General features: G+C 58.4%; 21 protein-coding genes. 15 read left to right on the top strand and 6 right to left on the bottom strand.

The features are described 5' to 3' along the window. Positions 1-48 precede the first annotated feature (48 nt). From MARLIPOL_RS04575 to MARLIPOL_RS04565, 3 genes are read left to right on the top strand one after another with little or no spacing between them, the layout of a single operon-like run. Complete coding sequence (locus tag MARLIPOL_RS04575; protein WP_012136919.1) at positions 49-2076, top strand: hypothetical protein; 2028 nt, start codon at positions 49-51, stop codon at positions 2074-2076. Positions 2077-2114: 38 nt separating this feature from the next. After that, on the top strand, positions 2115-3785 hold the full coding sequence (locus MARLIPOL_RS04570; RefSeq protein WP_012136918.1) for an acetolactate synthase large subunit: 1671 nt from the start codon (positions 2115-2117) through the stop codon (positions 3783-3785). Between the two features lie 46 nt (positions 3786-3831). Further along, the gene (locus tag MARLIPOL_RS04565) at positions 3832-4722 is read left to right on the top strand and encodes a hypothetical protein (protein ID WP_012136917.1); all 891 of its coding nucleotides are present in this window, start codon (positions 3832-3834) and stop codon (positions 4720-4722) included. 29 nt (positions 4723-4751) lie between these two features. Here the strand turns inward: MARLIPOL_RS04565 and MARLIPOL_RS04560 are convergent, their stop codons facing one another. Both MARLIPOL_RS04560 and MARLIPOL_RS04555 read right to left on the bottom strand, forming a co-directional pair. After that, positions 4752-5450, bottom strand: a complete 699-nt coding sequence (locus MARLIPOL_RS04560; RefSeq protein ID WP_012136916.1) for an outer membrane beta-barrel domain-containing protein — start codon at positions 5448-5450, stop codon at positions 4752-4754. Then, positions 5420-6151, bottom strand: a complete 732-nt coding sequence (locus tag MARLIPOL_RS04555; RefSeq protein ID WP_012136915.1) for an SH3 domain-containing protein — start codon at positions 6149-6151, stop codon at positions 5420-5422. Before MARLIPOL_RS04555 ends, MARLIPOL_RS04560 begins: the two co-directional genes overlap by 31 nt. A 441-nt stretch (positions 6152-6592) precedes the next feature. Between MARLIPOL_RS04555 and MARLIPOL_RS04550 the strand changes: the two genes are divergently transcribed. Genes MARLIPOL_RS04550 through MARLIPOL_RS04500 form a run of 11 tightly spaced genes read left to right on the top strand, consistent with a single transcriptional unit; the run spans position 6593 to position 19419 of the window. Next, on the top strand, positions 6593-7249 hold the full coding sequence (locus tag MARLIPOL_RS04550; protein ID WP_012136914.1) for a hypothetical protein: 657 nt from the start codon (positions 6593-6595) through the stop codon (positions 7247-7249). Positions 7250-7253: 4 nt separating this feature from the next. Then, on the top strand, positions 7254-9044 hold the full coding sequence (locus MARLIPOL_RS04545; protein WP_145768731.1) for a tetratricopeptide repeat protein: 1791 nt from the start codon (positions 7254-7256) through the stop codon (positions 9042-9044). Next, positions 9034-11880 (top strand): tetratricopeptide repeat protein, encoded by a 2847-nt coding sequence (locus MARLIPOL_RS04540; protein WP_012136912.1) that lies wholly within the window; start codon positions 9034-9036, stop codon positions 11878-11880. Before MARLIPOL_RS04545 ends, MARLIPOL_RS04540 begins: the two co-directional genes overlap by 11 nt. Further along, positions 11861-12709, top strand: coding sequence for a tetratricopeptide repeat protein (locus MARLIPOL_RS04535; RefSeq protein WP_012136911.1), 849 nt, complete (start codon positions 11861-11863; stop codon positions 12707-12709). The genes MARLIPOL_RS04540 and MARLIPOL_RS04535 overlap by 20 nt, the downstream gene beginning before the upstream one ends. Positions 12710-12718: 9 nt before the next feature. Continuing rightward, the gene (locus tag MARLIPOL_RS04530; RefSeq protein WP_012136910.1) at positions 12719-13033 is read left to right on the top strand and encodes a hypothetical protein; all 315 of its coding nucleotides are present in this window, start codon (positions 12719-12721) and stop codon (positions 13031-13033) included. Positions 13034-13088: 55 nt separating this feature from the next. After that, complete coding sequence (locus MARLIPOL_RS04525; RefSeq protein WP_012136909.1) at positions 13089-13754, top strand: MotA/TolQ/ExbB proton channel family protein; 666 nt, start codon at positions 13089-13091, stop codon at positions 13752-13754. 19 nt (positions 13755-13773) lie between these two features. Continuing rightward, the gene (locus MARLIPOL_RS04520) at positions 13774-14301 is read left to right on the top strand and encodes an ExbD/TolR family protein (RefSeq protein ID WP_012136908.1); all 528 of its coding nucleotides are present in this window, start codon (positions 13774-13776) and stop codon (positions 14299-14301) included. Beyond that, positions 14298-14804 (top strand): ExbD/TolR family protein, encoded by a 507-nt coding sequence (locus tag MARLIPOL_RS04515; RefSeq protein WP_012136907.1) that lies wholly within the window; start codon positions 14298-14300, stop codon positions 14802-14804. Before MARLIPOL_RS04520 ends, MARLIPOL_RS04515 begins: the two co-directional genes overlap by 4 nt. 14 nt (positions 14805-14818) lie before the next feature. Continuing rightward, positions 14819-15772, top strand: a complete 954-nt coding sequence (locus MARLIPOL_RS04510; protein ID WP_012136906.1) for an AgmX/PglI C-terminal domain-containing protein — start codon at positions 14819-14821, stop codon at positions 15770-15772. A 35-nt stretch (positions 15773-15807) separates the two neighbouring features. After that, complete coding sequence (locus tag MARLIPOL_RS04505; protein ID WP_012136905.1) at positions 15808-18726, top strand: hypothetical protein; 2919 nt, start codon at positions 15808-15810, stop codon at positions 18724-18726. A gap of 15 nt (positions 18727-18741) precedes the next feature. Next, entirely contained in the window at positions 18742-19419 is a 678-nt protein-coding gene (locus MARLIPOL_RS04500; RefSeq protein WP_012136904.1) for a hypothetical protein, read from the top strand. An 81-nt stretch (positions 19420-19500) separates the two neighbouring features. Here MARLIPOL_RS04500 and MARLIPOL_RS04495 read toward each other — a convergent pair whose 3' ends face one another. The 3 genes from MARLIPOL_RS04495 to MARLIPOL_RS04485 are packed head-to-tail and all read right to left on the bottom strand — an operon-like array spanning position 19501 to position 23418. Further along, a complete protein-coding gene (locus MARLIPOL_RS04495) occupies positions 19501-20163 on the bottom strand; it encodes a carbonic anhydrase (protein WP_012136903.1) in 663 nt (220 codons plus the stop codon). Between the two features lie 14 nt (positions 20164-20177). After that, positions 20178-21983, bottom strand: coding sequence for a sodium-extruding oxaloacetate decarboxylase subunit alpha (gene oadA, locus MARLIPOL_RS04490; RefSeq protein ID WP_012136902.1), 1806 nt, complete (start codon positions 21981-21983; stop codon positions 20178-20180). A 19-nt stretch (positions 21984-22002) separates the two neighbouring features. After that, positions 22003-23418 carry an acetyl-CoA carboxylase biotin carboxylase subunit gene (locus tag MARLIPOL_RS04485; RefSeq protein WP_012136901.1) on the bottom strand — a complete coding sequence of 472 codons (1416 nt, stop codon included), beginning with the start codon at positions 23416-23418 and terminating at the stop codon, positions 22003-22005. Positions 23419-23551: 133 nt separating this feature from the next. Between MARLIPOL_RS04485 and MARLIPOL_RS04480 the strand changes: the two genes are divergently transcribed. Next, positions 23552-24511 (top strand): LysR family transcriptional regulator, encoded by a 960-nt coding sequence (locus MARLIPOL_RS04480; RefSeq protein WP_012136900.1) that lies wholly within the window; start codon positions 23552-23554, stop codon positions 24509-24511. Positions 24512-24549: 38 nt separating this feature from the next. On the opposite strand, the gene MARLIPOL_RS04475 is transcribed toward MARLIPOL_RS04480, so the two are convergent. Continuing rightward, positions 24550-25146 (bottom strand): exopolysaccharide biosynthesis protein, encoded by a 597-nt coding sequence (locus MARLIPOL_RS04475; RefSeq protein WP_012136899.1) that lies wholly within the window; start codon positions 25144-25146, stop codon positions 24550-24552. Positions 25147-25190 lie beyond the last annotated feature (44 nt).

Here is a 25190-nt window from a genome sequence, read left to right as displayed (position 1 = left end):
TCAGGAATTACCAACGGTGGGCCTGGTCCAGGCCCTGAGGAAGACAGTTTGAGCGACTCCGACCCTGGCAACGCTGTGCCGGCCGTCAATTTTGAAAAGCTGGTGCAGCGGCTGGATGATGCGATTGAGGCGCTGGAAGACAGTCGCCCCTTTGCCAAGCCCGCAAAGCTACCCCGGCTGTTTGATATCGTACGCCGGGTGCTGTTGCAGCCAGAAGGCTGCGCAGCCGTGGCTGCGCGCGCGGAAAGGCTGGAGAATGCCGGTGTCTTCCTGGGCACCGACTGGGCTGAGCCTTCCATTTTATTGCCGTACCTGACCACCAGCTCCCTGCAAAGCCCCCATGCCGATACCGTTGTCATTGAAGCGCTCAGTGAATTGCGGTTACTGGCGGTGGCAACCGGGGATTACTGGCATCCGTCGGTGTCCGCCGAACAAGCCCATCATTACCTGACCCAGGTGTTGGCACTGAATCTGAGCTTACTGTTCGGCGAGGGTGGCGAGGCTGAGCGCGAGCAGGGCAAACTGGCTCTGATCAGTCGTGGCGTCATAGAACACGTGGCCCGGGAGATTGGCTACGAGCATGTAATTGACCGGCTGATCGAGGAAATCTGGCGAATTCTTCAACAGCGGCCGATTCAGGTTACCAGTGTCCGCAGGATGATTACCCAGATCGCCTTATGCCGGACTGATCCGGCAATCGATCTTGGTGGTGCAGGGCAGGGCGCGGAACGCCTGATCTCCAGCCTTTATGGTCCGACCCAGGCCTGTCGCGAAGACCCGGGCATCCCGGTATACGAAGAACGTTTGCAGTCCATGGATACTGTGGCGTTGCAGAGTGAGGCGACCGGCTTTGCCCGCTCCATGCACGACACCGGACTGGTGTCTCCCTACCATGCGGCGTTTGTGCGTTATATCCTGGAAAAACAGGACGCCTTGCTGACCGAGGCACTGGGTTTGTCCAGTACCGGTCGGGATTGCCTGCTGTGTTACCGGGAGCTGGTACACGAGCTACTCAAAGAAGGTGTGTTTCCGGAAACTGCCCAGGGGTTGTATGGCCTGGCGTTAATGCTGGAGCGGGGCATCCTTTACCAGCCTCCGGTTGCGCCGGCGCTGTGGCGCCAGGTGCTGCTATCGATATGCCCTCAGGCTCGTGAGCGCATCCAGCTGGCTTACGGTTACACGCCGCAACCCAGAGCCTGGCTGATCCAGGGGGTGATGAACATGCTGGGTCAGCCCCTGGGAGTTGGTCAGGGTCATAACCCCACCTGCCAGTCGGCCCGGGCCTTGTCCATGTGGGCGTATAACGATCCCGACTACCTGCTGCAAATGGTGGCCTGGGCGGCCCGTGATAATGAAATTATCATGCATTTCGAGGGCCAGCCTGTGTCCTCCGCTCGAAGCGGGGGTGGAGTTGCCTCGGAGATCACCCTGGATCTGGATCCAGTATCCCTGGTGGTGGTGCCGCACCTGGATCGCATCTATGCGGAAATGGGACGCCTGTGTGTCGGACGGCCTGGCGATCCTCACCAGTGGGTTAATCCGGAATTCCATGGCTGGTCGGCGGGCCGCGGTTTCGCCATCAATGTGGATGTGGAGACCGGTAAGCTACTGGATCTTGAGGGTTTTCTTCGTCATTTCTACGCCAGCTACCACCCCTACTACAACGGTAACCAGCCATTGATCCATCCGCAGCCGGCCGGTATTGCCATCACTGACAGCGCCGCGCGATTTATCGGTTGGCACGCCATTACCATCCTGCGAGTGGCCCTGGATCCGGAAGACGTGATGCGGGTGTACTTCTTCAATCCCAATAATGACAGCGGCCAGAATTGGGGCGATGGCGTGGTGGTGAGCACGGCCCGCAAGGGCGAGCGGTTTGGCGAAGCCTCCCTGCCGCTTGAGCAGTTTGCGTCCAGATTGTACATCTTTCACTTTGACCCCCTGGAACGTGGTGATTCCGCAGACATTCCCCTGGACGAACTACAACGGGTGATTGAACGAGTTCACGTCAGCTGGGGGCGTGACCGGGTCCCGGCGGATATTTCCCTGCAGGCGGAGCCTCCACAGTCCGGATAGCGGGGGGCCCTGTAAGAACCAGCGAATCAGGAGACGGTATGACTGGACCGGCCAGTAGTAACGCAAATGGTGCCGAAATCTTCGTGCGTGCGCTGGAAAGTGAGGGTGTGCAGTACATCTTCGCGGTTCCTGGTGAAGAGAACCTGGAATTGCTGGAAGCGCTCCGGAAATCGGGTATTCAGTTGATTCTCAATCGCCACGAGCAGGCCGCCGGATTTATGGCGGCAACCTACGGCAGGCTTACCGGGCGCGTTGGGGTGTGCCTGTCGACCCTCGGTCCGGGGGCGACCAATCTGGTCACCGCGGCTGCTTACGCCCAATTGGGTGCCATGCCGATGATGATGATCTCCGGGCAAAAACCGATCAAATCCTCCAAGCAGGGCCTGTTCCAGATCCTTGATGTGGTGGATCTGATGCGCCCGCTGACCAAGTACACGCGGCAGATAAGCAACGCCAACACCATTCCCGCCAAAATTCGTGAAGCCTTTCGGCTGGCCTCTGAAGAACGCCCTGGTGCGGTTCATCTGGAACTGCCCGAGGACATTGCTTCCGAGATCACAGAACCGGACATTCACATTTTTCAGCCCAGCGATGCGCGCAGGCCGACGGCCAGCACCAAAAGCCTGGAAATAGCCTGTGAGATGATTCACCGTGCAAAGCACCCACTGATCATGATCGGTGCGGGTGCGAATCGTAAACGGGTTTCCCAGGCGCTGGTTCATCTGGTCAACAGCAGCAACATTCCGTTCTTTACCACTCAGATGGGTAAGGGCGTGGTGGATGAACGGCATCCCAGATACCTGGGCAACGCCGCGCTCTCCTCAGGGGACTTCGTGCATTGCGCCATTGACCACGCCGATCTGGTGATCAATGTGGGCCACGATGTGGTGGAAAAACCGCCGTTCTTTATGAAACCCGGTGGCAAGCAGGTTATTCACGTCAATTTCAGCGGTGCAGATGTTGATCCGGTGTACTTCCCTCAGCACGAAGTAGTCGGAGATATTGCGAACAGTGTGGAGTACCTCGCTGCACACTGTCCCCCCTGTGACAGCCATGACTTCAGTCGCTTTATGGAAGTAAAGGCAGCCGTGGACGAACATGTGCGCGCAGGCGAGTCTGACTCCCGCTTTCCGATCATCCCCCAGCGCATTGTCCACGACGTTCGTCAGGTCATGCCTGAGGACGGCATCATTGCCCTCGATAATGGCATGTACAAGCTGTGGTTCGCGCGCAATTATCCAGCCTACGACAATAACACGGTCCTGCTGGACAATGCCCTGGCTTCCATGGGAGCGGGCCTGCCCAGCGCCATGATGGCTGCCATGCTCTATCCCCGTCTGAAAGTGATGGCGGTGTGCGGAGATGGCGGTTTCCTGATGAACAGCCAGGAGCTGGAAACCGCCGTGCGACTGGAGCTGAACCTGGTGGTGCTGATTATCAATGACAGCGCCTACGGCATGATCAAGTGGAAACAGTCACAGGAGGGCTTTCCGGATTTTGGTCTGGACTACGACAATCCGGATTTTGTGAAGTACGCGGAAGCTTATGGTGCCACCGGACATCGGGTGACCCGTACGGAAGACCTCAGACCAATCCTGGCGTCTGCCCAGTCCGCCGGTGGTGTTCATCTGGTGGATGTGCCGGTGGATTATAGTGAGAACAAGCGAGTGTTTGATGAGGAGCTGGCGGAGCTGACCTGCAACCTGTAACCGGTGTATGATCGGCAACTCGATCAGTCTTCAGAGGAACGGTTGAATGGTTCGCTCCGTATTGAGAATGTTTGTCTGGGTGTCTCTGGTGATCCTGGTGTCCGCTTGCACCAAACCCAATACCCCGCAGGAAGTGGCCGCCGCCTTCTGGCAGGCAATGGCTGAAAACGACGCCAGCGACGTGGTTGAATTGTCCACTCTGGACAATGATAGCGCCTTCGACAGTTATGAGCGTGACTGGGCCGATGTGGTGCCCTCTTATGGACGCGTGGTGATCGATGGCACCGAAGCCTCAATCGTTACCCGGTTACCAGCGGAGAGTGCCGGTGGCAATGAACGTCGCGAAGTCATGACCTACCTGGTTGAACAGCAAGGGCAATGGCTGGTGGATTACGAACGTACCGGCGAAGCCATCATGAATCCATCCCCGTTCAGCGGCCTGATGGGTCAACTTAGCGAGATCAGTGACCGCATCGCCGCGAATTTCTCGTCTTCCTCGAGTGACATGGAGCAGCGCCTGAATGACATGGCCCGCGAACTTGAAGCCTACTCCAACGACGTAGCCCGCCGCGCAGACGAGGCCATCAAAGAGTACGGCCAGGTACTTCAGGATTATATGGAGGAGCTGGAAGAATCTGTTAACCGGGCACTGGAAGAAAATCAACAGGCACCGGAAGGCGACCGCAAAAACCTGGAGCAGGCCGCGAAGGATCTGGAAAGCGGCAGTGAACAGCTCGCCGAACCCTCACTGGAAGCTCTCGCCAGTGCGACTCGCACTCTGACCGAAACTGGCCAGCGGCTGGCGGAAGTGGGCAGTGACTCCTTCGAGCGCAACCGTGATGAGTGGGCAGCAACGCTGCAGGAGATTCGGGAGCGCTCTGAAGAGTTCTTCCAGGACCTGCGGGACAGTATGAGGGCTGAAAACGAGTCAGAGTAAGCGCCGCCCCGGCCAGGGCGGCAGCCGGATCAGAAGAACAGGGTAACCCCGGATGACAGTTCGATGTTATGAGTCAGCTGTGACTCCCGGATCAGGTCACTCTTGAACATATGGTCCCGGAAATCCACATGTACGGTCAGCCAGTCCAGCAGTACCACGCGGAACCCTGTGCCGAAGGTAGTGGTGAAATTGTTTTCACCGCCGAACTCGGTGTTGCCAACACCCCCCACCAGATAAAAAGCCGAGTTGAAGGCCAGGGTGTCGCTGAAAAAGATCTCACCCGGGAAAATATTGTAGCCCAGCAGGAAATCGTAGTAGATGAAGTCGCGATCCGAGCTGCTCAGCAGGCGGACATTGCTGCCACTAAGCTCTTCAAAGGACGTAAGGCCGGCTTCCGCCATCCCATAGTTGAACTGAATGAAGAAATCCTCGGTGGCGTGGAAGGCAGCGCTGACTCCGATCAATGGCTCGGTGCTGAAATTGTCGATGGACAGCAGCCCGGCAAAGCCGCCAACCTCAAAAAATTCGGCATCGATGTCTGCCTCCTTGATGGTTCGAGGCTGGACTTCCGGGGCAATGACCTGGACTGGCGCCGGCTTGTCATCGGCCGCGGATTCCGCAGCCAGTGCCTGCAACGGCAGGGCACCGATACCCGTGAGCATCAGCGCGGTCAACCCGTTGCGAGCGCTCTTCTGGCTCAAAAGAAAGTGTTCAATCCGATTTTCCATTCGCTTAAACCTGTGGTGTCTGAATTGGATGAAACCGAGTAGACGCGGTACTCGGCCCGGACCAGGAAATTACGGCCAATGTAGTAGCTGGCACCCCCGCCGAAGTTAACAGCGTCCGCATCACCGATCTCGCTCAACAGGATTTTCTGGCGGGCATCGAAGGAAAATCGGGATACGCCTGCCAGAGCGTAGGGTGTGATGTCCCATTGCTGGAACGGTTCGATGATGACATTGGCACTGTAGTAGTCGCTGGTGACGGACTGGTTGTAGATTTTGCCTGCCTCCACTTCCACTCCGGCCCAGCTCAGGGGGCGGTAGCCCAGGGTCAGGCTGAAGCTGGTGGAGTCCTCGAACTGTCCGGCGGTAAAACCGACCCTCCAGCTGGACTCCAGATACTCACCATGGCCCACTTCCGGCAGGTCTGCGGGAATGCCCGTCGGCGCCAGCGTACGGCCAAGCTGGGCGGCCTTGGTCCAGCCTTCCTCTCCAGCCGGGGTTCGCACCTTGTACCAGTTGGTTTTGCGTTTGAGGATTTCGACTGGCTCGCCTTTCTCGATGACGTGGAATACCGGATATCCGCGTCCCGGAGCCGTGTGCATCTCAACGAATGGATCGACAACGTACAGAACCACGCCATCGCTGTCCTGATCCGCCGCACCCGCCCAGGCAGAACAGAGCAGGCTGACAATGGCAAATGCCACATTAGACAATGACCTGTCTCTGGGAACTTTCTGCCTGCAATGCCGCTCGCCGGTACATCCTTTCATGGTTCTCTGTAGCCGCCCTGATTCATTGTTAAAAAATGTAAAAGTATGTAAACATATGTTTTTGTTGAATAAAAAATTCACTTTCCGGCGGACTTTGCACCGTCGATGTGAGCAGGGCAACTCTGTCTGTCGGGAAACATGAGGGGAATCACAGAAATGAAAAATGAGCGAAAAGGCGTAGGTGAATCGCAGAGAGCATGTGCTAGGTTATTTTACGTTATTTGACGAATGACACTTTCAGGACAATAAATCTGACCATCGGGAACCAAGGGCCAGTAAAAGAGCTCCCCGGGCAAGCGTCAGAAACCTCAAAAGCCAGTGCCCCGTTTTTCAGTCGTAGCCAGCGAATCGAATCAGAGTTGGCGGAGGAGCACCATGGCTAAGATTACTGTTCAAGGGTTTGCCAGTTGGGTCAGGCCGGTACGGCGTCGTGCGGTTATGGCGATGCTGTTGGCGGTGCTGTGCCCCATGACAGGTCAGGCGCTGGCGGCGGATGGCACCAGCAAGAGCGTTCCCGCTGCGGCGCTCGACCAGATCATCGAAACTCCGATGTCGATCCGCAAAAGCCGCCAGCAGGCGCAGCAGGCGGTCAATGAATTGTCACGGGATATCCAGGGGTTAAAGCAATCAGTGGTAGCGCTGAACAAGAACCTTCGGGTACTTGAAGAGGACCTGTTATTTCCTGCCAATACTCAACTCAGTGTTTTTCTGTCTCTGGACGTCGGCGAGTTTTTTCGTCTTGAGGGCGTCAAACTCAAAGTCGACAGTGAAACCGTCACCAGCTACCTCTACAGCGACCAGGAACGGGAAGCACTGGCCAAAGGCGGCATGCACCGCCTGCACCTGGGCAATATCAGCCCCGGCGAGCATACCGTGTCCGCATTTTTCGTTGGCGCCGGCCCCAATGGCCGCGAGTACAAGCGGGGTACTACCCACGCCATCACCAAGGGCAGTGGTCCCAAGTATGTCGAGTTGAGTATCGAAGATTCGGAAGCCCGGCAGCAGCCCGAATTCAGCATCCGGGAATGGTGAGTCTATGATGCGGACGTGGGTGAGGAAAAACGCGCAAGGAACCCGCCGGTTGTTATCGCTCTCCGTTGCCGCAGTCGTGGCGGTGGGTGGTGCTGGTCAAAGCCTGGCAACCGAGCGGGTCCAGGATCTGAAGTACGGCGCCATACTCTACGAGTTCTACCAGCAGGACTATTTCGGTGCGCTGGTTGAGTACGCCTACGCGGAAGAGAAGGGCGGTATCCACGGACATGGCACCTATCCGGAACTGCTGAAAGGTGGTGTCAGCCTGTCCTACGGGCTGGATGTCCAGGCCGAGGATATCTTCACCCGGGTGGCCGAGGGTAACGTCTCGGAACAGGCCCGTAACCGGGCGTGGTTTTACCTGGGCAAAATGCAATACCAGCGTGGGGATACCGAGCGCGCCGCACGCAATCTGTCGAATGTGCGGGGCCGGTTGCCGGAGTCACTGGACGCTGAATACCGCTACCTGGCCGCTTTGGTGAACGTCAAACTCGGTTACTTCGAAGCCAGCGACAGCATCACCGCCAGCATTGATACCGATAGCCCGTACGCTCCCTATTTTTTCTTCAACCTGGGCATTGCCTATGGCAATCAGCAGCAGCCCGGTCTCGCATACGAGGCACTGGAGCGTGTGGTGGCATATGGCGGCGACAGTGAGGAGCTGTCCCGATTGGCAGACCGCGCACGCATGGCGTTGTCTTTCCTCCACGCCCGCGAAGGGGAGTACGAACAATCTCGCCAGCAGTTCTCCCATGTCCGTACCCACGGAGCCTACTCCAATCGCGGTCTTCTGGGGGCCAGCTGGCAGTCCGTCAATGACGGCGCCTTCCGGGATGCGCTGGGGCCTCTGGAGGTGTTGGCCAATCGTTCCATAGCCTTGCCGGAGGTGCAGGAAGCATTGCTGCTCAAGCCCCACGTCTATGAGCAGATGGGGCTCGACGGCCGCGCTGCCCAAGGGTTCATTGACGCCGACAACCAGTTCGGCACGGCGCTGACCTGGCTGGACCAGGCACGCAGTTCCCTGGCGGAAGCAGACATCATGGAGCTGTTTGTTCGCAACCTCGACAAAGTGTTGGGGGAGAGTGACTGGTTTGGACGGGCACCGTCGGTTTCGGCCAATTACCTGTCGCCGTTCCTGGTGGAGCTGATGTCCGATCACAGTTTCCAGTCCGTGCTCAAGGACCTGCGCGATCTCTACGCCATTCGCAACAACCTGGAGTCGTGGAAAAACCGCAAAAACGACTTCGACGTCATTCTGGCTGCCCGCAGTCAATCCCTGGCGAGCGAACATCGAACACGGCAACTGAGTGATCTGGCCGCAACGGCCGGGCAGATCAAGACAGATCACGACGCCCTGACCAACCGCGTGGCTGGCCTGGCCCCGGAGCAACGGCAGCAAGTGCAATGGCTGCTGGACAGTCTGGCCTTCGAAGTGAAGAACAGCCAGACCATGCTGGATGGTCTGCGCAGTGGTGGCTCAAGTAGCAGCGGTGCCCACTACGAAGCCAAAGTCCGGCGCATGATGGCTGCGGTTGACGATAACGTGGCACAGACCGAAGCGCTGATTGCCAAGCTTGAAGACGTCATGCTCACCCTGGTGTCGACCGAACTCGATATCCATGAGCAACGGCTGAAGCACTATCAGGTAGAGGCCCAGTTGGCGAAAGTCCGTATTCTTGATCGCTCTCTCCTGGAGTTGGACGGCACTGAGACAAACGAGGCGACCGTCAACAACGCCAGTGTGGAACGACAGGACGAACGCGCGGAAAGTGGGGAGAGTAACGATGCGATCTAGCGCCGTAATGCTGGCATTGTTGCTGAGTGGCTGTGGCACCTTCGATAGCGGCCAAACCATCGGCCGGTTGCAGGACCAGGGCCCGGCACTGAACGACATCCCCCTGCCAAGTGTGCGCCATGCCGACGTGCGGGAGGAATACCGCCGGCTGCTGGAGGTGGTGGAAGAGCGCAAACTCAAGGAACAGATTGAGCGTCGGATTGCCAGCGTGTACATGCTGGAAGGGGACTACCACCAGCTTCTGGGCGTGTTGCCTGGTGACGATGGTTACTTCCCCGAAGCGATCAGCGCCTACCATCAGCTTCTGGAGAAATACCCCGGCGCTGACGAAAACGCGGAAGCCATGTATCAGTTGGCCAAGGCCTATGACCTGGACGGCCGTGACCGTGAAGCCCAGAAAATCCTGGATCGTTTCATCGAGGACCATCCCGACTCCGGCCGGTTGTCGGAAGTGTATTTCCGCAAGGGCGATATCCATTTCCGGCACGAGCAATACGAAGAGGCGGAGAGAGCCTACCAGTCTGTGGTCGCCATCGGCGGGGAGTCCGAGTTCCTCAACAATTCCTATTACCTGCTCGGCTGGGCGCGCTACAAATTGAGCGATTACGACCGCAGCCTGATGTCCTTCTCCCGGGTACTCGACCGTTTGATGCCAGAAGATGGCAAGGTTGAAAAACTCGACAATGTGGACCGCTCCCTGGTGGATGACACCCTGCGGATCATGAGTGTGGGGCTCGCCCATGCCGGTGGCGCGGGCAAGATCGACGCCATGTTCGCGGGGCGCCCCGAGGCTGCCAAATACACCTGGATCCTGTATTCCAGCCTGGGCGAGCATTACCTGGAAAAAGAGCGTTACGAAGACTCCGCGTCGTCATTCCGGGCGTTCGTAGAAAGCAATCCGGACTCCGACCGTGCGCCGGAAATGCACTCGGAAATGATCCGGGCTTATGTGGATGGTGAATTCTCCCAGCAGGTATTGCCGGAGAAAGAGCGCTATGTGCGCAACTACGGCATTCGCTCTGAGTTCTGGCAAACCAAGCCGGCGGACATCAAGGCCAAGGTTATACCGAACCTGAAAACCTATATCGATGAGCTGGCCCGCCATTACCACGCCACCGGCCAACGCCTGAAGCGGGAGTTGGCAGAAGACAGCGTCAAGGCATCAAAAGCCGTGGCCATGGCCGGCGAGCAACGCACCAGCTTCCTCAAGGCGGCGGATTTCTACAGCGAATACGAGCAGACCTTCCCGAAAGATCCGCGTGTTCCGGAAATGGTGTACATGCGTGCCGAAGCCGCCTTTGACGGCGAAGACTACCCGGGGGCCATCGTTGACTACGAGCGCAGTGCCTACGAGTTCCGCCACCCCGAGTACGGTCCGGATGCCGGTTATGCCGCCATTGTGGCCTATCAGAAACAGGTGGAGCAGGTTATTGCCAGTGCCGGGAAGCAGAGCGACGAGCTGACCCAATGGCGTAGCAAGGCGGTGGAGAGCCAGTTGCGCTTTGTTCAGGAATACCGTGCGGACGAGCGGTCCGGTGCCGTTCTTGCCAAAGCTTCGGAGGAACTGTTCGAGCTGGGACGCTACGAGAAGGCGCTGGAAGTCGCTACCAGTGTAGTCAGCGGGGCGGGTACCGTGGATCGCGACCTCAACCGCACCGCCTATGGCGTGATCGCACACAGCCAATATGAGCTGGGCGACTATGCTGCAGCGGAGCAAGGTTACCGCAAGCAACTGGATTACATTCCGGCCGACAGCGAAGAGTCCGGCAAGGTAACCGAGCGTATGGCCATCACCATCTACAAGCAGGGTGAACAGGCCCTGGCCGTCGAGGATATGGTCGGTGCCATTGACCAGTTCCTGCGCATCAAGGCCGTTGCCCCCAATACCGACGCACGAGTGGCCGCCCAGTTCGACGCTGCCACCTACCTGATGAAGCTGGAAAGCTGGGAGCGGGCGTTAACGGAAATGCACGAGCTGCGCCGCCTGTTCCCTAACCACAAGCTGGCCGCGACGCTGCCACAGAAAATCGCCTACGCCTACGAACAGGACGAGCAGTGGGCCAGTGCCGCCAGGGAATACGAGGCAATCTACAACAGCAATGCCAGTGCCGCAGAACGGCGTGATGCGCTGTTCCTGGCCGCCGAACTCTACGAGCAGGCCGGTGAGGAGCAGCAGGCCCTGGCGTACTTCAAAAAGTGGGCCTTCGATTACGAAGAGCCGTTCGACACCCGCATGGAAGCCCGCTACCACGTAGCCTATCTGTACAAGCGCCACAACGACCTCAATCGCCATCTTTACTGGCTGCGCCGGGTGATCGATGGTCACAACAAGGCTCCTGGCTCCTGGCAGAGCGACCGTTCTGAATGGCTGGCGGCGTGGGCCAACAACGAATACGGCGATTACTGGCGCATTGAATTTGACCGGGTGAAGCTGCGCGCGCCACTCAACAAAAACATTCCGCGCAAGAACGAAAAGTTGAAGAACGCCCTCGACCGTTACCAGCAAGCGGCGGAATACGGTGTGCTCGAACAGACCACCCGCGCCAGTTACAACATTGCCAACCTCTATGGCCAGTTTGCCCGGGAGCTGATGGATGCTCCCCGACCGGCGGGGCTGAGCGATCTGGAAAGAATGCAGTACGAACTGGTGCTGGAAGAACAGGCGATACCGTTTGAGGAGCTCGCCATCGAGCTTCATCAGGCGAATATCGAGCGCTCATGGAACGGCATCTTCAACCGCTGGGTGCAAAAGAGCTTTGAAGACATGGCCAGGCTCAATCCGGCGCGATTCGACAAACAAGAAGTACAGGTGGCTTATGGCGAAGGTATCCGTTAATTCCGTACGTACCGCTGGCATACTGGGGATAATTCTCGTGTCTGGCTGTGCCGCGCTGATCCCACAGCCCCAGGGCAACAACGAGGCTACTGAGAGGGAAGTGTCCCAGCCGGTGGAGGCAGATCATCGACCGGCCAGGCTGTCCCCTGCCCAGGCCCCGCTCCCGCGACAGGCGTACACGCCGGAAGGCGACAGGATTGCGTACATCGCTGAGCCGAATCCCTATACCACCGACGATTCGGAAGTTCCCCAGGCGGCGAGGCTTGCCTTCCGATCTGCCAGCAAACTGATGGCCGATGAACAGTATCGTGAAGCCCGCAAGGCATTCAAAGCGATGACAGTGAATTATCCGACGCTGTCGGGGCCCTGGGTGAAGCTGGGGGAGATCGCTGACAAACGGGACAACCCGCAGCGGGCTGAGGCGGCCTACCGCAAAGCCATCGAGGTGAATCGGAGCAACGTCAACGCCTATATGGCACTGGCCTTGTTCCAGCGTCGCCAGGGTGACTTTGACGGCGCCAGACAAACCTATGTTGATGCCCTGGAGCTGTGGAAGGATTTTCCAGGGGCCCATCTGAACCTGGCCATCCTCTATGACCTTTACCTGAACCAACCGGAACTGGCCCAGCCTCACTACGAGGCCTACGACTTCCTCACCAATGGTAACGACCCCAAAGTCGGCAACTGGCTGGTCGAGGTGCGCCGTCGCACCGGTATTGAAACCAGTTTCATCGACAACCCGCCACCACCGTCGGAGTTACCTGCGGAATCGTCGGATCCGGTAGCTGCCGACAAGGGCCCTGAAAACGGTCAGACAGACAAAGGCTAGGAGTTCACCATGTTGAAAAACATCGCGCGACCCGGCTCGCCGCTGGTCGCTGTCACAGTCCTTTTGACCCTGACATTCGCCAAGGCGGTGATCGCACAGGAAGACATTGACCTGGAAAGCACCTTTGTCGGTGACAAGGAGCAGCCCTCGGTGAGTTATTTCATTCCCTGGAAGCCGCCTGAGGGACCGGAAAAGTTGTACCGCTCCATCACCTCCGTCTCAGGCAGGGTGTTTGAGGTGGTCGACCGGGATATTCACTCAAGAACCATGCAGTTTTACGACGAACTTTCTCTGGAAGAACCGCTGGGCTCTTCTCATGAGTGAGCCAACAAGCAGAAACACACAAACCAATCAAATAGCTAGCTGTGGGGTGTAGACCATGAACCTTTATTCAACAATCGTTTCTTTTTTCCAGGATGGCGGTGCGTTTATGCTTCCGATCGCCTTGATACTGATGGTCGGGCTGGCGATTGCAGTGGAACGCTGGTTCTTCCTCAAGCGCGCCTATCATGCCAACCGGGCAGCCTACTCGGAATTGCTTCCGCTGGTGGATAAAAAGCAGTTTGATCAGGCCGAGACAGCGGCTCAAGGCAACGGTTCCGCCATTGGCCGTCTGCTGTCCGTGGCACTGGACACCAAGCGTTCGTCTCCTCGTCGTGACGATATCCACGCTGCCATGCAGGAAGGTGTAATGGAGAGCATCCCCCGGCTGTCCAAGCGCACCAATTACCTGTCCACCCTGGCGAACATCGCTACCCTGCTGGGCCTGCTCGGTACCATCATCGGCCTGATTGCCGCCTTTACTGCGGTGGCCAATGCCGATCCTGCCGACAAGGCCACCCTGCTGTCCCAGTCCATCTCGGTGGCGATGAACACCACGGCGTTCGGCCTGATGGCCGCCATTCCACTGCTGCTGATCCACTCGCTGCTGCAGAACAAGACACTGGAGATTGTTGAAAGCATCGAGATGGCCGGCGTGAAGTTCCTCAACTCCATCGTCCGCAGCAACCGTGCATCCGTGGCAACACGCGAGTCAGACGCCTGAACAACAGTGGTGTGAAACTATGTTTTCCAAGCGAAGAGAGCTCGAAGAAGCCGACATCGATATCACTGCGTTCATGAATTTGATGATCGTGCTGGTGCCGGTGCTGCTGATGAGCATGGTGTTCAATCACATTGCCATCCTGGAACTGAATCTGCCGGACCTGACCGGTGCGCAGACCGCCAGTGCAGAGAAAAACCGCCAGCTGGAAGTGGTGCTGCGGGAGTCCGCTATTGAGGTCTACTACCCCAGCGGTCGCCTGGTGAAGACCATCGACAACATCGAGGGTGAGGAACCTGAAGACACTCGTCACGACTTCAAGACCCTCTCCACCGTGCTGCAGGAAATCAAGCGCAAGCTGGCGGCCAGCAACGTCGACAAGCGCGACGCACTGCTGTTGTCCGAAGCCGGCGTCAGCTACCAGTCACTGGTGTCCACCATGGACGCCCTGCGTTCGGCGAAGACCGTGGTAGTGGCCGACGAGGTGGACGTTGAGTTGTTCCCGGAAATTTCCCTGGGCGACGCGCCGAAGAAGGGAGGGAAGTCATGATCGACCAGAAACTGACGTCATTCAGCCTTCAGGGCCAGCACAAGCAGTTCATGAAACCGGCCAAGCTGAACCTGGTGTCGCTGATGGACATTTTCACCATCCTGGTTTTCTTCCTGCTGCTGAATTCGGGCAGTAACGAAATCCTCAAGGTGAACAAAGACCTCACCCTGCCGGATTCCACTGCCCAGGTGGAGCCCAGTGAAACCACCACGGTATTGATCACCGACGAAGACATCCTGGTGGATGGTCGGCCAGTCGCCACCATGGAAGATGTGGTGAACGGAAACGGGCTGATTGCCGGCCTGCAGCAGGAACTGGGTTTCCTGGCTTCCAAGCGCACAGAGTTGACGGAAGAAGAAAAAGTCCTCGGTCGTTCGGTGACCATCCTGGGCGACCAGGAAGTGCCGTACGAGATTCTCAAGCGCGTCATGTTGACCTGCGCCAAGGCCAATTACCGGGATCTCTCCCTCGCCGTTTCACGAGTGGCCGGAGGCGGCGCCTAGTCCGGGAGCATTAAATGACAACATTAACAACGACACCCTACGATTTTGCCCTTCCCTGGGACGCCAGTGCGGAAGAAGACAGCCGGTTCAAGCGCATCCTCAAGCGCCTGGGCTTGTTGTTTCTGCTGTTCGCTCTGGTGTTTCCCTGGCTGCCTTTGCCGGAAATTGAGCGGGAAGAGAAGGAGCGTATTCCACCGGCCCTGGCGAAAGTACTGGTCGAACAGCGCAAGGTTGCGCCGCCGCCTCCACCACCGGAACCGGTGAAGGAGGAAGTCAGCGAACAACCCAAGCCGAAGAAAGAGACAGCGCCGAAACCGGCCCCCAGGAAAGAAGTGCAGGCGGCCCGGAAAAAGGTCTCCACCATGGGCGTTGCGGCCTTCTCCGATGAGTTGTCCTCGCTTCGCAGCTCCGTCGATGTGGCGAAGTTGCAGGCCCGGAACACCAACGTGGCGACAGGTGCAGCTGCCAGGGCGGCCCGTTCGATCCTGGGTGCAACGTCGGCGACCAAAACCAGTGGTGGTGTGAACAGCTCGGAGATGAACAGCACCGGAACCGGTACCCAGCTTGCCAGCCACTCCTCCACAGCGGTGGAAAGTCCCATCGGGGGCGGTACTGGCGGCACCGGCGTTGGCGGCGGCTCGGGCAGCGGCGGCGGTTCCCATCGTTCCACGGTGGACGGTGGTCGGGACATGGAATCCATCCGGCGGGTTTTCGAACAGCACAAGGGGGCGATCTATGCCCTGTATAACCGTGCACTGCGAAGCAACCCGAACGTGAAGGGCAAGTTTGTATTCCACATTGTGATCCAGCCCAACGGCAGTATCTCCAGCATCAAGCTGGTGGACAGCCAACTCGGCGACAAGACGCTGGAGACCAAGTTGCTGGCGCGGATACAGATGATTTCCTTCGGTCCGGAGGACGTAGCCGCTACGCCTGTTAACTACAAGTTTGATTTCATGCCCGGTTGACCAGCACGGCGGTCCGGGTAATAGAGAGGTATGTGATGAATACATTGCGCAAGCGAGTTATCGGCCTGGGATTGGTTGGTATTGCGTTCCTGGGGCTCGGTGGATGCTTTGAAGGCGAGCTAAGCGACAATGAGCAGAGCATGATGTCTGACCAGCCTTTTGCCTATGTGGTGCGGGACTACCCGGACATGGGCGAAGCCTCTTCCATTGATGCCAGACCGCCGCTGGACCCCCGTGACCCATACGCCTTTAATCCGGGTGCCCGATTGATGGTTCGTGATCGTATCGCCCTGAGTTCGGCGGAGAAGGATATCCTGACCGGCTACTTCGGTAGCCGCCATTACGACGTCAAGGACGTGGACGTGTCCCCTGACGGTGAACGCATGGTGTTCGCCGCCCATGGTCCGGCCAACAACACGGCCCACAATACCTGGAATATCTACGAATATACCTTCGCCAGTGGCCGGGTGCGCCGCATCTTCGCGGATGACGATATGGCCAATGCCGGTCAGGATACCAATCCGGCATACACCAACGAAGGGCGCATCGTGTTTTCCTCTTCGCGGCAGCACGGCCGGGGGGACTGGCGCCTGCTGGACCTGCGCGAGTACCTGGCAGATTTCAATGAACCGGCCTCGTTGCTGCATCTGGTCAGCCGTGATGGTTCCAACCTTGCCCAGATCACCTTTGGTGAGTTCCATGACATCGAGCCGAACACCATGAATGACGGCCATGTCGTGTTCATCCGTTTCGGTCGGCTGTACGAGACCCTTCAGGACTGTACGCTGGAGAACATCGACGACCCCAACTTCAATACCCACCCCCACGGCGGCGGATACGGTCAGGGTAATGGCAACGGTTTCCCGCCGGGACTGGAAGAGCCAAAGGAATGGACCGAAGAGGACAAATGTGGCGCCTCGGTGGCCGGTGAGGTGGAGAGCGAGCGGGTATTCGTGGAAGACGTGCTCAGCATGTACCGCATCACCCCCAGCGGTGGCAACGTGCACCGCTATTTTGGCAGCCTCAGCGAGGAGTTTTCCGACGCCTCCTTCATTCACTACATGGACCCGATCCCGCTGGATGACGGCAACCTGATCACCATCATGCGCCACATCTACAACCCCAACTACGGTGGCGATGTGGTCAAGATCAACAGCAAGAACTTCTTTGCGGTGGATCAGCCGATTGACGAGAGTGTCATTGGCGAGGCCGAAGAATCCATGACCCCCGGCCTTGTCAACTTTTACCCCAAGCAGGTATCGCCGTCTGGTTGGTACAGTGCCGTCGCTCCTTATGGCGATGGCAGTGGCCGACTGCTGGCCAGTTGGGCCCAGTGCCTTGTGAAGGATGAAAACATCAGCGCCGTCTGCGAAGGGGCGTCCACGGTGGAGAATCTGGGCGAACCGCAATACGGCATCTGGATGGTGGACCCTTCTGACAACACCCGATTACCAGTGGTGCGTGGCCACAAGCGGGCACTCTATACCGACATCGTGATTGCCAGCCGGAATGATCTGGCGCAGCCCTACACCGGCAACCGGAATGACCTGAATCTGGAGGACAATACGGCGGTGTTCCACATACGCAGTGTGTATGACCGGGACGGCACCGACATGGCGGCCCTCTGGGATGGGGGTATCGAGACTCGCCGCGATCTCTCCCTGACCCGGCCCGATGACCGCTCCGAACGCTTTATCCGTGTACTGGGAAAACGCAGCATTCCGCCGGAACTGGAACAGGCGATACTCACCGATGAAATCCTCAACCCCAGCGATGGCTCGCGGCCGCCGCTGGGACTGACTCCAATTCTGGGTTCCGGGGGGCGTGGTCTGTACGACGTGCTGTCTTACGCTATGGTTGAACCCGATGGCTCGGCCATGGTGAAAGTGCCGGCGGAGACCAGCTTCACCTTCGAAGTGGTGAACAAGTACGGTAAACGCGTCGACCTGATTGCCGCTGACCAGTACAACTACAATTACCTGACCCAGCACCCCAATTCGTTGCTGCTGGAGGATGGGGAGATACTCAAGTGTTACGGCTGCCATGATCCCGAGCTCGACATCCCCCACGCCCGCACCGATGTGGAGTTGGCATCCGCCAACCCGGGTGCGCCCGGTGATGCCATGCCATTCCCCAACGCCAACCCGACAATTATCGCGCAGAACTGGAAGGACACTATGGCTGAAGCCCTGGCGGATTCGCTGGGCTACCTGCCCACGACCTGGGCAGACAACCTGAGTTACGAGGATTTCTGGAACAATCCGCCCGATGACTCGCTGGCGTTTGACGTTCCGTACGCGGGCCTGACGACGCTGGTCCCGACTGACGATCCGTCCTGTCTCACCAACTGGACCCCGGAGTGCAAGGCCACCATCAACTATCAGGAGCACATCCAGCCGATCTGGAATGCATGCCGGGTGAACCCCAACGACAACAATGCCATCACTTCCTGTCAGAACTGCCACCGTGCGGCCGAGTCCAAGTCCTGCCCGGAAGGTGGTGGCGGCGGTGGCCCGGGTACCGGACTGATGCTTGGAGACGGCCATGCGTCCTGGGATGGGCGGCAGCTGGAATCTTACGTCGAGTTATTCAAACCGGACTACTACCTGAAACAGGAAAATGGCGAGTGGGTGGAAATCGCCGATCCGGATGTCGACGGCGCATGCCCCAACGGCGTAGAAGGGGATTTGAGTGTCGAGCACGAGCCGGGAACCTGCTTCAGCCGGCGCCTGATGAGTGCCCGCGGTGCTATCGCCAGTGCCCGCTTCTTCAGTCTCTTTGACAATGACACGGACGATGACGAGTACGAGGTGGAAGTGGAGGGCACCGACGCTATCCGGCAGAGTCATCAGGGCATGCTGAGCAGGGCTGAGCTGCGTCTGATTGCCGAGTGGCTCGACAGTGGCGCACACCTGTTCAACGATCCCGCGGAATTCAAATTCCCGGAAGAATAATAAAGGAAATCAACCGTGACAGTGGCTAGCAACCAGACAGAAACCATCAACCTTGACCACTGGGTCCTGCCGGATCTTGAGCTTGAACGACCGGGATGGGGTGTTCCGCAGCGGGATTCCTGGAAAGCAGACAGCCGGTTCCGCCAGGTCAATGCGCGTCGTAAAACCGGAACCGTATTCACGCGTTTTAACCGGCACTTCCTGGCCATCAAGGCTTACCACAAGCAACGGCCGCTGCCCGAGGCGGTGATCGACCTTGCCTTTGTGGAGCAGTCACCGAGGGAGGTCCGGGATTATAAACCGCGGTTCTGGCTGGCTGCCGCCAGTCTGATGACCATCCCGCTGGCACTGTTCTCATTGCTACCAACAGATCCTTTGTGGCTGGTCCCGCCGATTGCCACCGCACTGATGCTGATGGTCATCGCTTTACAGCTGCGTGAGCACTATTTTGAGTTCCTTGCGCTCAATAGTGATGTGGTCGTGTTCCGGCTGGACGCAGGGCTGCCGGATAAGGTGCGAGCGGATGCTTTTATCGAGGAACTGGCGACCAGTATTGCCAGTGCCCAGCGAGTCTTGCCTGCGGGCCGGCAGCGAATCCCCGTCGCCGTAGCAGAAATGCGTCGGTTATCGGAGGATGGGGTAATCAGCAGGGAGGAATATGAAGCGATCAAGCGGAACTGGTTTCGGATTTGATGGTCGTGAAATTCAGGGCCGGGTATAAAAAAGCCCCTGACTTCAGGGGCTTTTCTGTAGCACGTCATTGTACGGTTGGTCTTACTTCCTGACACGATTGATAATGTCGGCATAGAAGTCATCGAACTTCTTGAACTCCAGGCTGTCCTGGCCGCAACAGCGGATTTCTCCGGATTTGATGTCGTACACCCAGCCGTGAATCTGTACTTTGTGGGTCGCCAGCTTGGCGGCCACCGCTGGATGCGTGCGCAGGTGCTGGACCTGCTGCAGAACGTTCTCCTCGATCGCCTCGTTCAGATACTGGCTGTCGAGGCAGGCATCGGTGGCAATGTTGTGGCGTTCCCGGACAATTTCCATGGCTGAGCGGCAATGCCCCAGCCATTCCTTGACGTGGGGCAGGCCCTTCAGTGCGCCGACATCCAATGCGCCCTTGATCGCGCCGCAGTCGGTATGGCCACAGACGATGATGTGACGGACCTTGAGCACCGCCACTGCGTACTCGATGGAGGCGGTCATGCCTCCGGTCTCATTGCTGTGAGGTGGGATAATATTGCCGGCGTTGCGGCAGATGAACAGATCTCCCGGATTGGACCCCGTCAGCAAGTTAGGGTCTATGCGTGAATCCGAGCAGGTAAAAAACAGTACCTCCGGGCTCTGGCCGTCTGCCAGGGCACCGAACAGGTCCTTGCGCTCGGGATAGACGTTTTCCCGAAAATCCAGCACACCGCGAACGATATGTTCCATATTGATTCCCTCTGTCAGCCAATCTCGATCAGAATTTCCCCAGGAGTGACGCGGTCACCCTTGGTCACATGAATTGCCTGTACCGTGCCATCGACGCTGGAGTTGACCTCGCTTTCCATTTTCATGGCTTCAGTAACCAGTACCGCCTGACCCGCGGTGACTTTATCACCTTCTTTCACCAGCACATCCACGACATTGCCGGGCATGGTGGTGGTGACATGGCCCGGCTCTGTTGCCCGTTTACGGCCGCTACCACCCTCGGCGACGTATTCGTTCAGGGATTCGAATACCACCTCCTCGGGCATACCGTCCAGGGACAGGTACAGCTTGCGCTTGCCGGCACCGGTAGCGCCTACCCCGGTAACCGCCACTTCGTATGTCTCGCCATGTACATCAATGCGGAACTCAGTCGCGACCGCCGTGCCCATGCGGTCCTTGCCTTTTTGTTCGGCAGGCAGCAATTCTTCCGGTTTCAGGGTGCCGTCCTGACGTTGTTGCAGGAACTCGCGCCCAAGGTCCGGGAACATGGCATAGGTAAGCACATCTTCTTCGCACTTCGCCAGACTACCAATGTCCTCTCGCAATTTATTCAGCTCGGGACTAAGCAGGTCAGCCGGGCGTCCGTCGTTGACGGATTCATTCCCGATCGCTTTCTTCTGGATGTCGGCATTCACCGTTGCTGGTGGCTGGCCGTAGCCGCCTTGCAGGTAACGTTTGACCTCGTTGGTGATGGTCTTGTAACGCTGGCCTGCCAGTACATTGTAGACTGCCTGGGTGCCGACAATCTGCGAAGTGGGTGTGACCAGTGGCGGGAACCCAAGGTCTTCCCGCACCCGTGGGATTTCATCGAACACGTCGCGAATGCGATCCAGCGCGTTCTGTTCTTTGAGCTGGTTGGCCAGGTTGGACATCATACCGCCCGGCACCTGGTTAATCTGTACCGAGACGTCCTCGCGGGTGAACTCGCTTTCGAACTGGTGGTATTTCTTGCGCACGTCCCGGAAGTAATCGGCGATCTCGCTCAACAGCACCAGGTCCAGGCCGGTGTCGTAGTCGGTGCCTTTCAGCGCTGCCACCTGTGACTCGGTCGCCGGATGGCTGGTGCCAGAGGCAAAGGACGAGATGGCGGTGTCGATGCGGTCGGCTCCGGCCTCAACGGCCTTGAGCTGGCACAGCGGGGCCAGGCCGGAGGTGGCGTGGCTGTGCACGACCAGTGGCAGATCCACTTCCGCCTTGATGGCCTTCACCAGATCGTAGGTCGCATAGGGTGTCAGCAGGCCGGCCATGTCCTTGATGGCAATGGAGTCCGCCCCCATGGCTTGCATGTCTTTCGCCTGCTGCACGAACAGGGCTGGTGTGTGAACCGGGCTGGTGGTGTAGCAGATGGTGCCCTGGGCGTGCTTGCCGGCTTTTTTCACCGCCTTCATGGCGGTTTCGATATTGCGCAGGTCATTCAGGGCGTCGAACACCCGGAACACGTCGATGCCGTTGTCCGCCGCTTTCTGCACAAACGCTTCCACCACATCGTCGGCATAATGGCGGTAGCCCAGCAGGTTCTGCCCCCGCAGCAGCATTTGCAGGCGGGTATTGGGCAGGGCCTCGCGCAGTTTCCGCAGACGTTGCCAGGGGTCTTCCTTGAGGAAGCGCACGCAGGCATCGAAGGTCGCGCCGCCCCAGACTTCCAGGGACCAGTAGCCCACCTGATCGAGTTTGTCGCAGATCGGCAGCATGTCTTCGGTGCGCATGCGGGTGGCGATCAGCGACTGGTGCGCGTCGCGCAGGATGACATCGGTGACTTCGATTTTCTTCGCGTTACTCATATCTCGTTCCTCCTGCGGATTACCAGCCGGCATGGGCGGCGATAGTGGCAGCAATGGTCAGCGCAATTTCAGCGGGGTCGCGCTTGGTTGAATAGTTCAGCAGTTCCGGGTGGCTGGGCACAAAACTGGTGTCAAACGTACCGTTCCGGAAGTCCGGATGGTCCAGGATCTGCTGATAATAGGTGGCTGTGGTCTTGATGCCGTGCAGGCGCATATCGTCCAGGGCGCGTTTGCCGCGGGCGATCACTTCGTCCCAGGTCAGCGCCCAGACCACCAGCTTCAGACACATGGAGTCGTAGTAGGGTGGAATCTCATAACCGGTGTAGATGGCCGTATCCACCCGCACGCCCGGCCCGCCCGGCGCGTAGTAGTGAGTAATGCGACCGAAGCTGGGCAGGAAGTCGTTTTTCGGGTCCTCGGCGTTGATCCGGAACTGCAGGGCATAGCCACGGTACTGGATATCTTCCTGGCGATAGCTCAGCGGATGGCCGGCAGCAATTCGCAGCTGTTCGCGGACAATGTCGACGCCGGTGATGGCTTCGGTGATGGTGTGCTCCACCTGCACCCGGGTGTTCATTTCCATAAAGTAGACTTCGTTGCCGGACAGCAGGAATTCCACGGTGCCTGCGTTTTCATAGCCCACCGCCGTTGCCGCGCGAACGGCCAGGCTACCGATGTAGTCGCGAAGCTCCGGAGTCAACTGCGGGCTGGGGGCAATCTCAATCAACTTCTGGTTGCGGCGCTGGATCGAGCAATCCCGCTCGAACAGGTGTACGGCGTTCCCCTGGCTGTCGGCGAGCACCTGCACCTCAATGTGGCGAGGATTGACGATGCACTTTTCCATAAACACTTCGGCGGAGCCGAACGCCTTGGTGGCTTCGGAGATAACCCGGGGGTACTGCGCCTTTAACTCCTGCGGCGTGTCGCAGCGACGGATACCGCGGCCGCCGCCACCCGAGGTAGCCTTGACCATCACCGGATAGCCGATCTCATTGGCCAGTTGCAAAGCTTCCTCGAGGCTGTCCAGGTTGCCTTCCGATCCCGGAGTTATGGGAACGCCTGCGGCGCGCATGCTGTCCCGGGCCTGAGTCTTGTCCCCCATCTTGTGGATGACCCCGGATTTCGGGCCGATAAAAGTCACCCCTTTCTGCTCACACAGGCGGGCGAATTCCGCGTTCTCGGACAGGAAGCCATAACCCGGGTGGATGGCGTCACAGCCGGTTTCCACCGCCAGGTTGACGATGCGTGCCGGGTCCAGGTAGCCCGCCAGTGGGTCTTCGCCCAGGGAGTAGGCTTCGTCGGCCCGCTTGACGTGCAACCCATAGCGGTCGGGCTCGGTGTAGATGGCGACCGAGCGAATGCCCATCTCGGCACAGGCCCGCACGATGCGGACTGCGATCTCGCCCCGGTTGGCAATCAGAACTTTCTTCAACATGGGAGATTCCTCATTAAGTCGTCCCGAATGAAGGTCGAAGAAAGAGTAGCGAATAGGTATTAGCAGTAAAAATTGATATTATTTTGTTTATATATAAGTAATACCTTATGGAATGAGAGGGGCTCTAGTACTTATGCCGTTGAGTGTTCAAAAACTGGCCAGTCGCCTGACCTTCCGGCAGCTTCAGGTATTCAAGGCAGTATACGATCTGCACAGTTACAGCAAGGCGGGCGAACTGTTAGGCCTGACCCAGCCGGCGGTCAGCAGCCAGGTGCGCCACCTGGAGCAGGCTTTGGGCATGCCCCTGTTCGAGTATGTGGGGCGGCGACTGTATTGCACCGCTGCCGGGGAAGAAATGGCACGCTGCGTCAAAGCGATCTTTGGCGAACTGGTGCGGATCCAGACCAACCTCGCCGCCATGCAGGGCCAGGTCGCCGGGGAGCTCAAGCTGGTGGCGGTCAATACGGCCCAGTATGTGGTGCCGTACCTGTTAAGGGCCTTCCTGAACCTGAATCCCCAGGTCAGTGTATCGGTGACGGTGGTGAATCGGGCAACGGCCCTGCAGCGCTTGAACGACAATCGTGATGACCTGGCCATCATGGGTATGGTGCCCAGCGAGCGACCGCTGACGTCCCTTCCGTTTCTCGACAACGAACTGGTCCCGGTAGCCCCTTACGGGCATCCCTTGCTTGATCAGGGTGAGGTAAGTGCCCAGGAATTCCTCGACAGCGAACTCCTGGTGCGGGAGTCAGGCTCCGGCAGCCGCCTGGCCCTGGAGCTGCACTGCCAGCACCACCGCCTGCGAGTGAGTCCCAGCATGGAACTCGGTTCCAACGATGCGGTGAAGCATGCCGTCCTGGCCGGGCTGGGGGTCGCGGTATTGCCCAAACTGAGTATCCTGTCGGAACTGGCCCTCGGAAGCCTGCGCATCGTTGATCTGGCGGGCTTTCCCCTTCGCAGGAGTTGGTGTGTGGTCTATCCCCAGGCCAAGCACCCCACGCCGGCTATGCGGGCGTTTATTGATTATATTCAGCAGAATATCTCTCAGTTTGAGAGGCTCTTTGCGCGGAGGAGTCCTTCGGTTTCAGGCTAACCAGTAGCGGATGGATCGCGGCAAAATGTTCTGTGTGCCTACAGGATCAAACTGCTGGTAATAAACCAGAGAGTCAACCCGGTGATTGTCGTTGCGATTAACGCCACCAATCCGTCCCGGACGACAATTGCCAATCCGAAGGCCATTAACGCAGCGCCTCCGCCATTGGCGCTGAAAGGCACCAATTCCATAGCGGGCATGGCCAGTGCCACCGCTATGCAGATCAGTGCCATCACATAAAGCCCCGGGCCATTCACCAGGCATGTGAGTCGGGGTTTTGTTATACGATCCAGAAACCGCGCCGGCCTTTGCAGCCAGTCCACACCCTTTACCAGCTTCCCTCTGGGTACCTGCCGCCCGGAAATCCAGCCTGGCAGCCAGATTGAATGGCGACGGAATAACAGTTGTCCGAGTGTCAGTACGACCACCATGCCAAGCAGCGTCGGCACCCCGGGAATGTCCCCGATCAGTGGTGCAATCGTAATCAACCCCGCCAGCAACACCACCGGACCGAATGAGCGCTCGCCGACTGCCTCCAGAATGTTTGCCACCGGCACATGCTCCAAACCCTCGCTGGATGCCCGAATCTGATCAAGAAGCTGTTGCATGGTGGTGGGATCGTTGTCATCCCGCATAGTGAGATTGCCTGTGCGCATTACAGCTGATAATTGGAAACTGG

Origin of the sequence: Marinobacter lipolyticus SM19, from assembly GCF_000397065.2 — a bacterium.
GTDB classification, from domain to species: Bacteria; Pseudomonadota; Gammaproteobacteria; order Pseudomonadales; family Oleiphilaceae; genus Marinobacter; species Marinobacter lipolyticus.
This window is presented reverse-complemented; position numbering and strand designations above follow the sequence as displayed.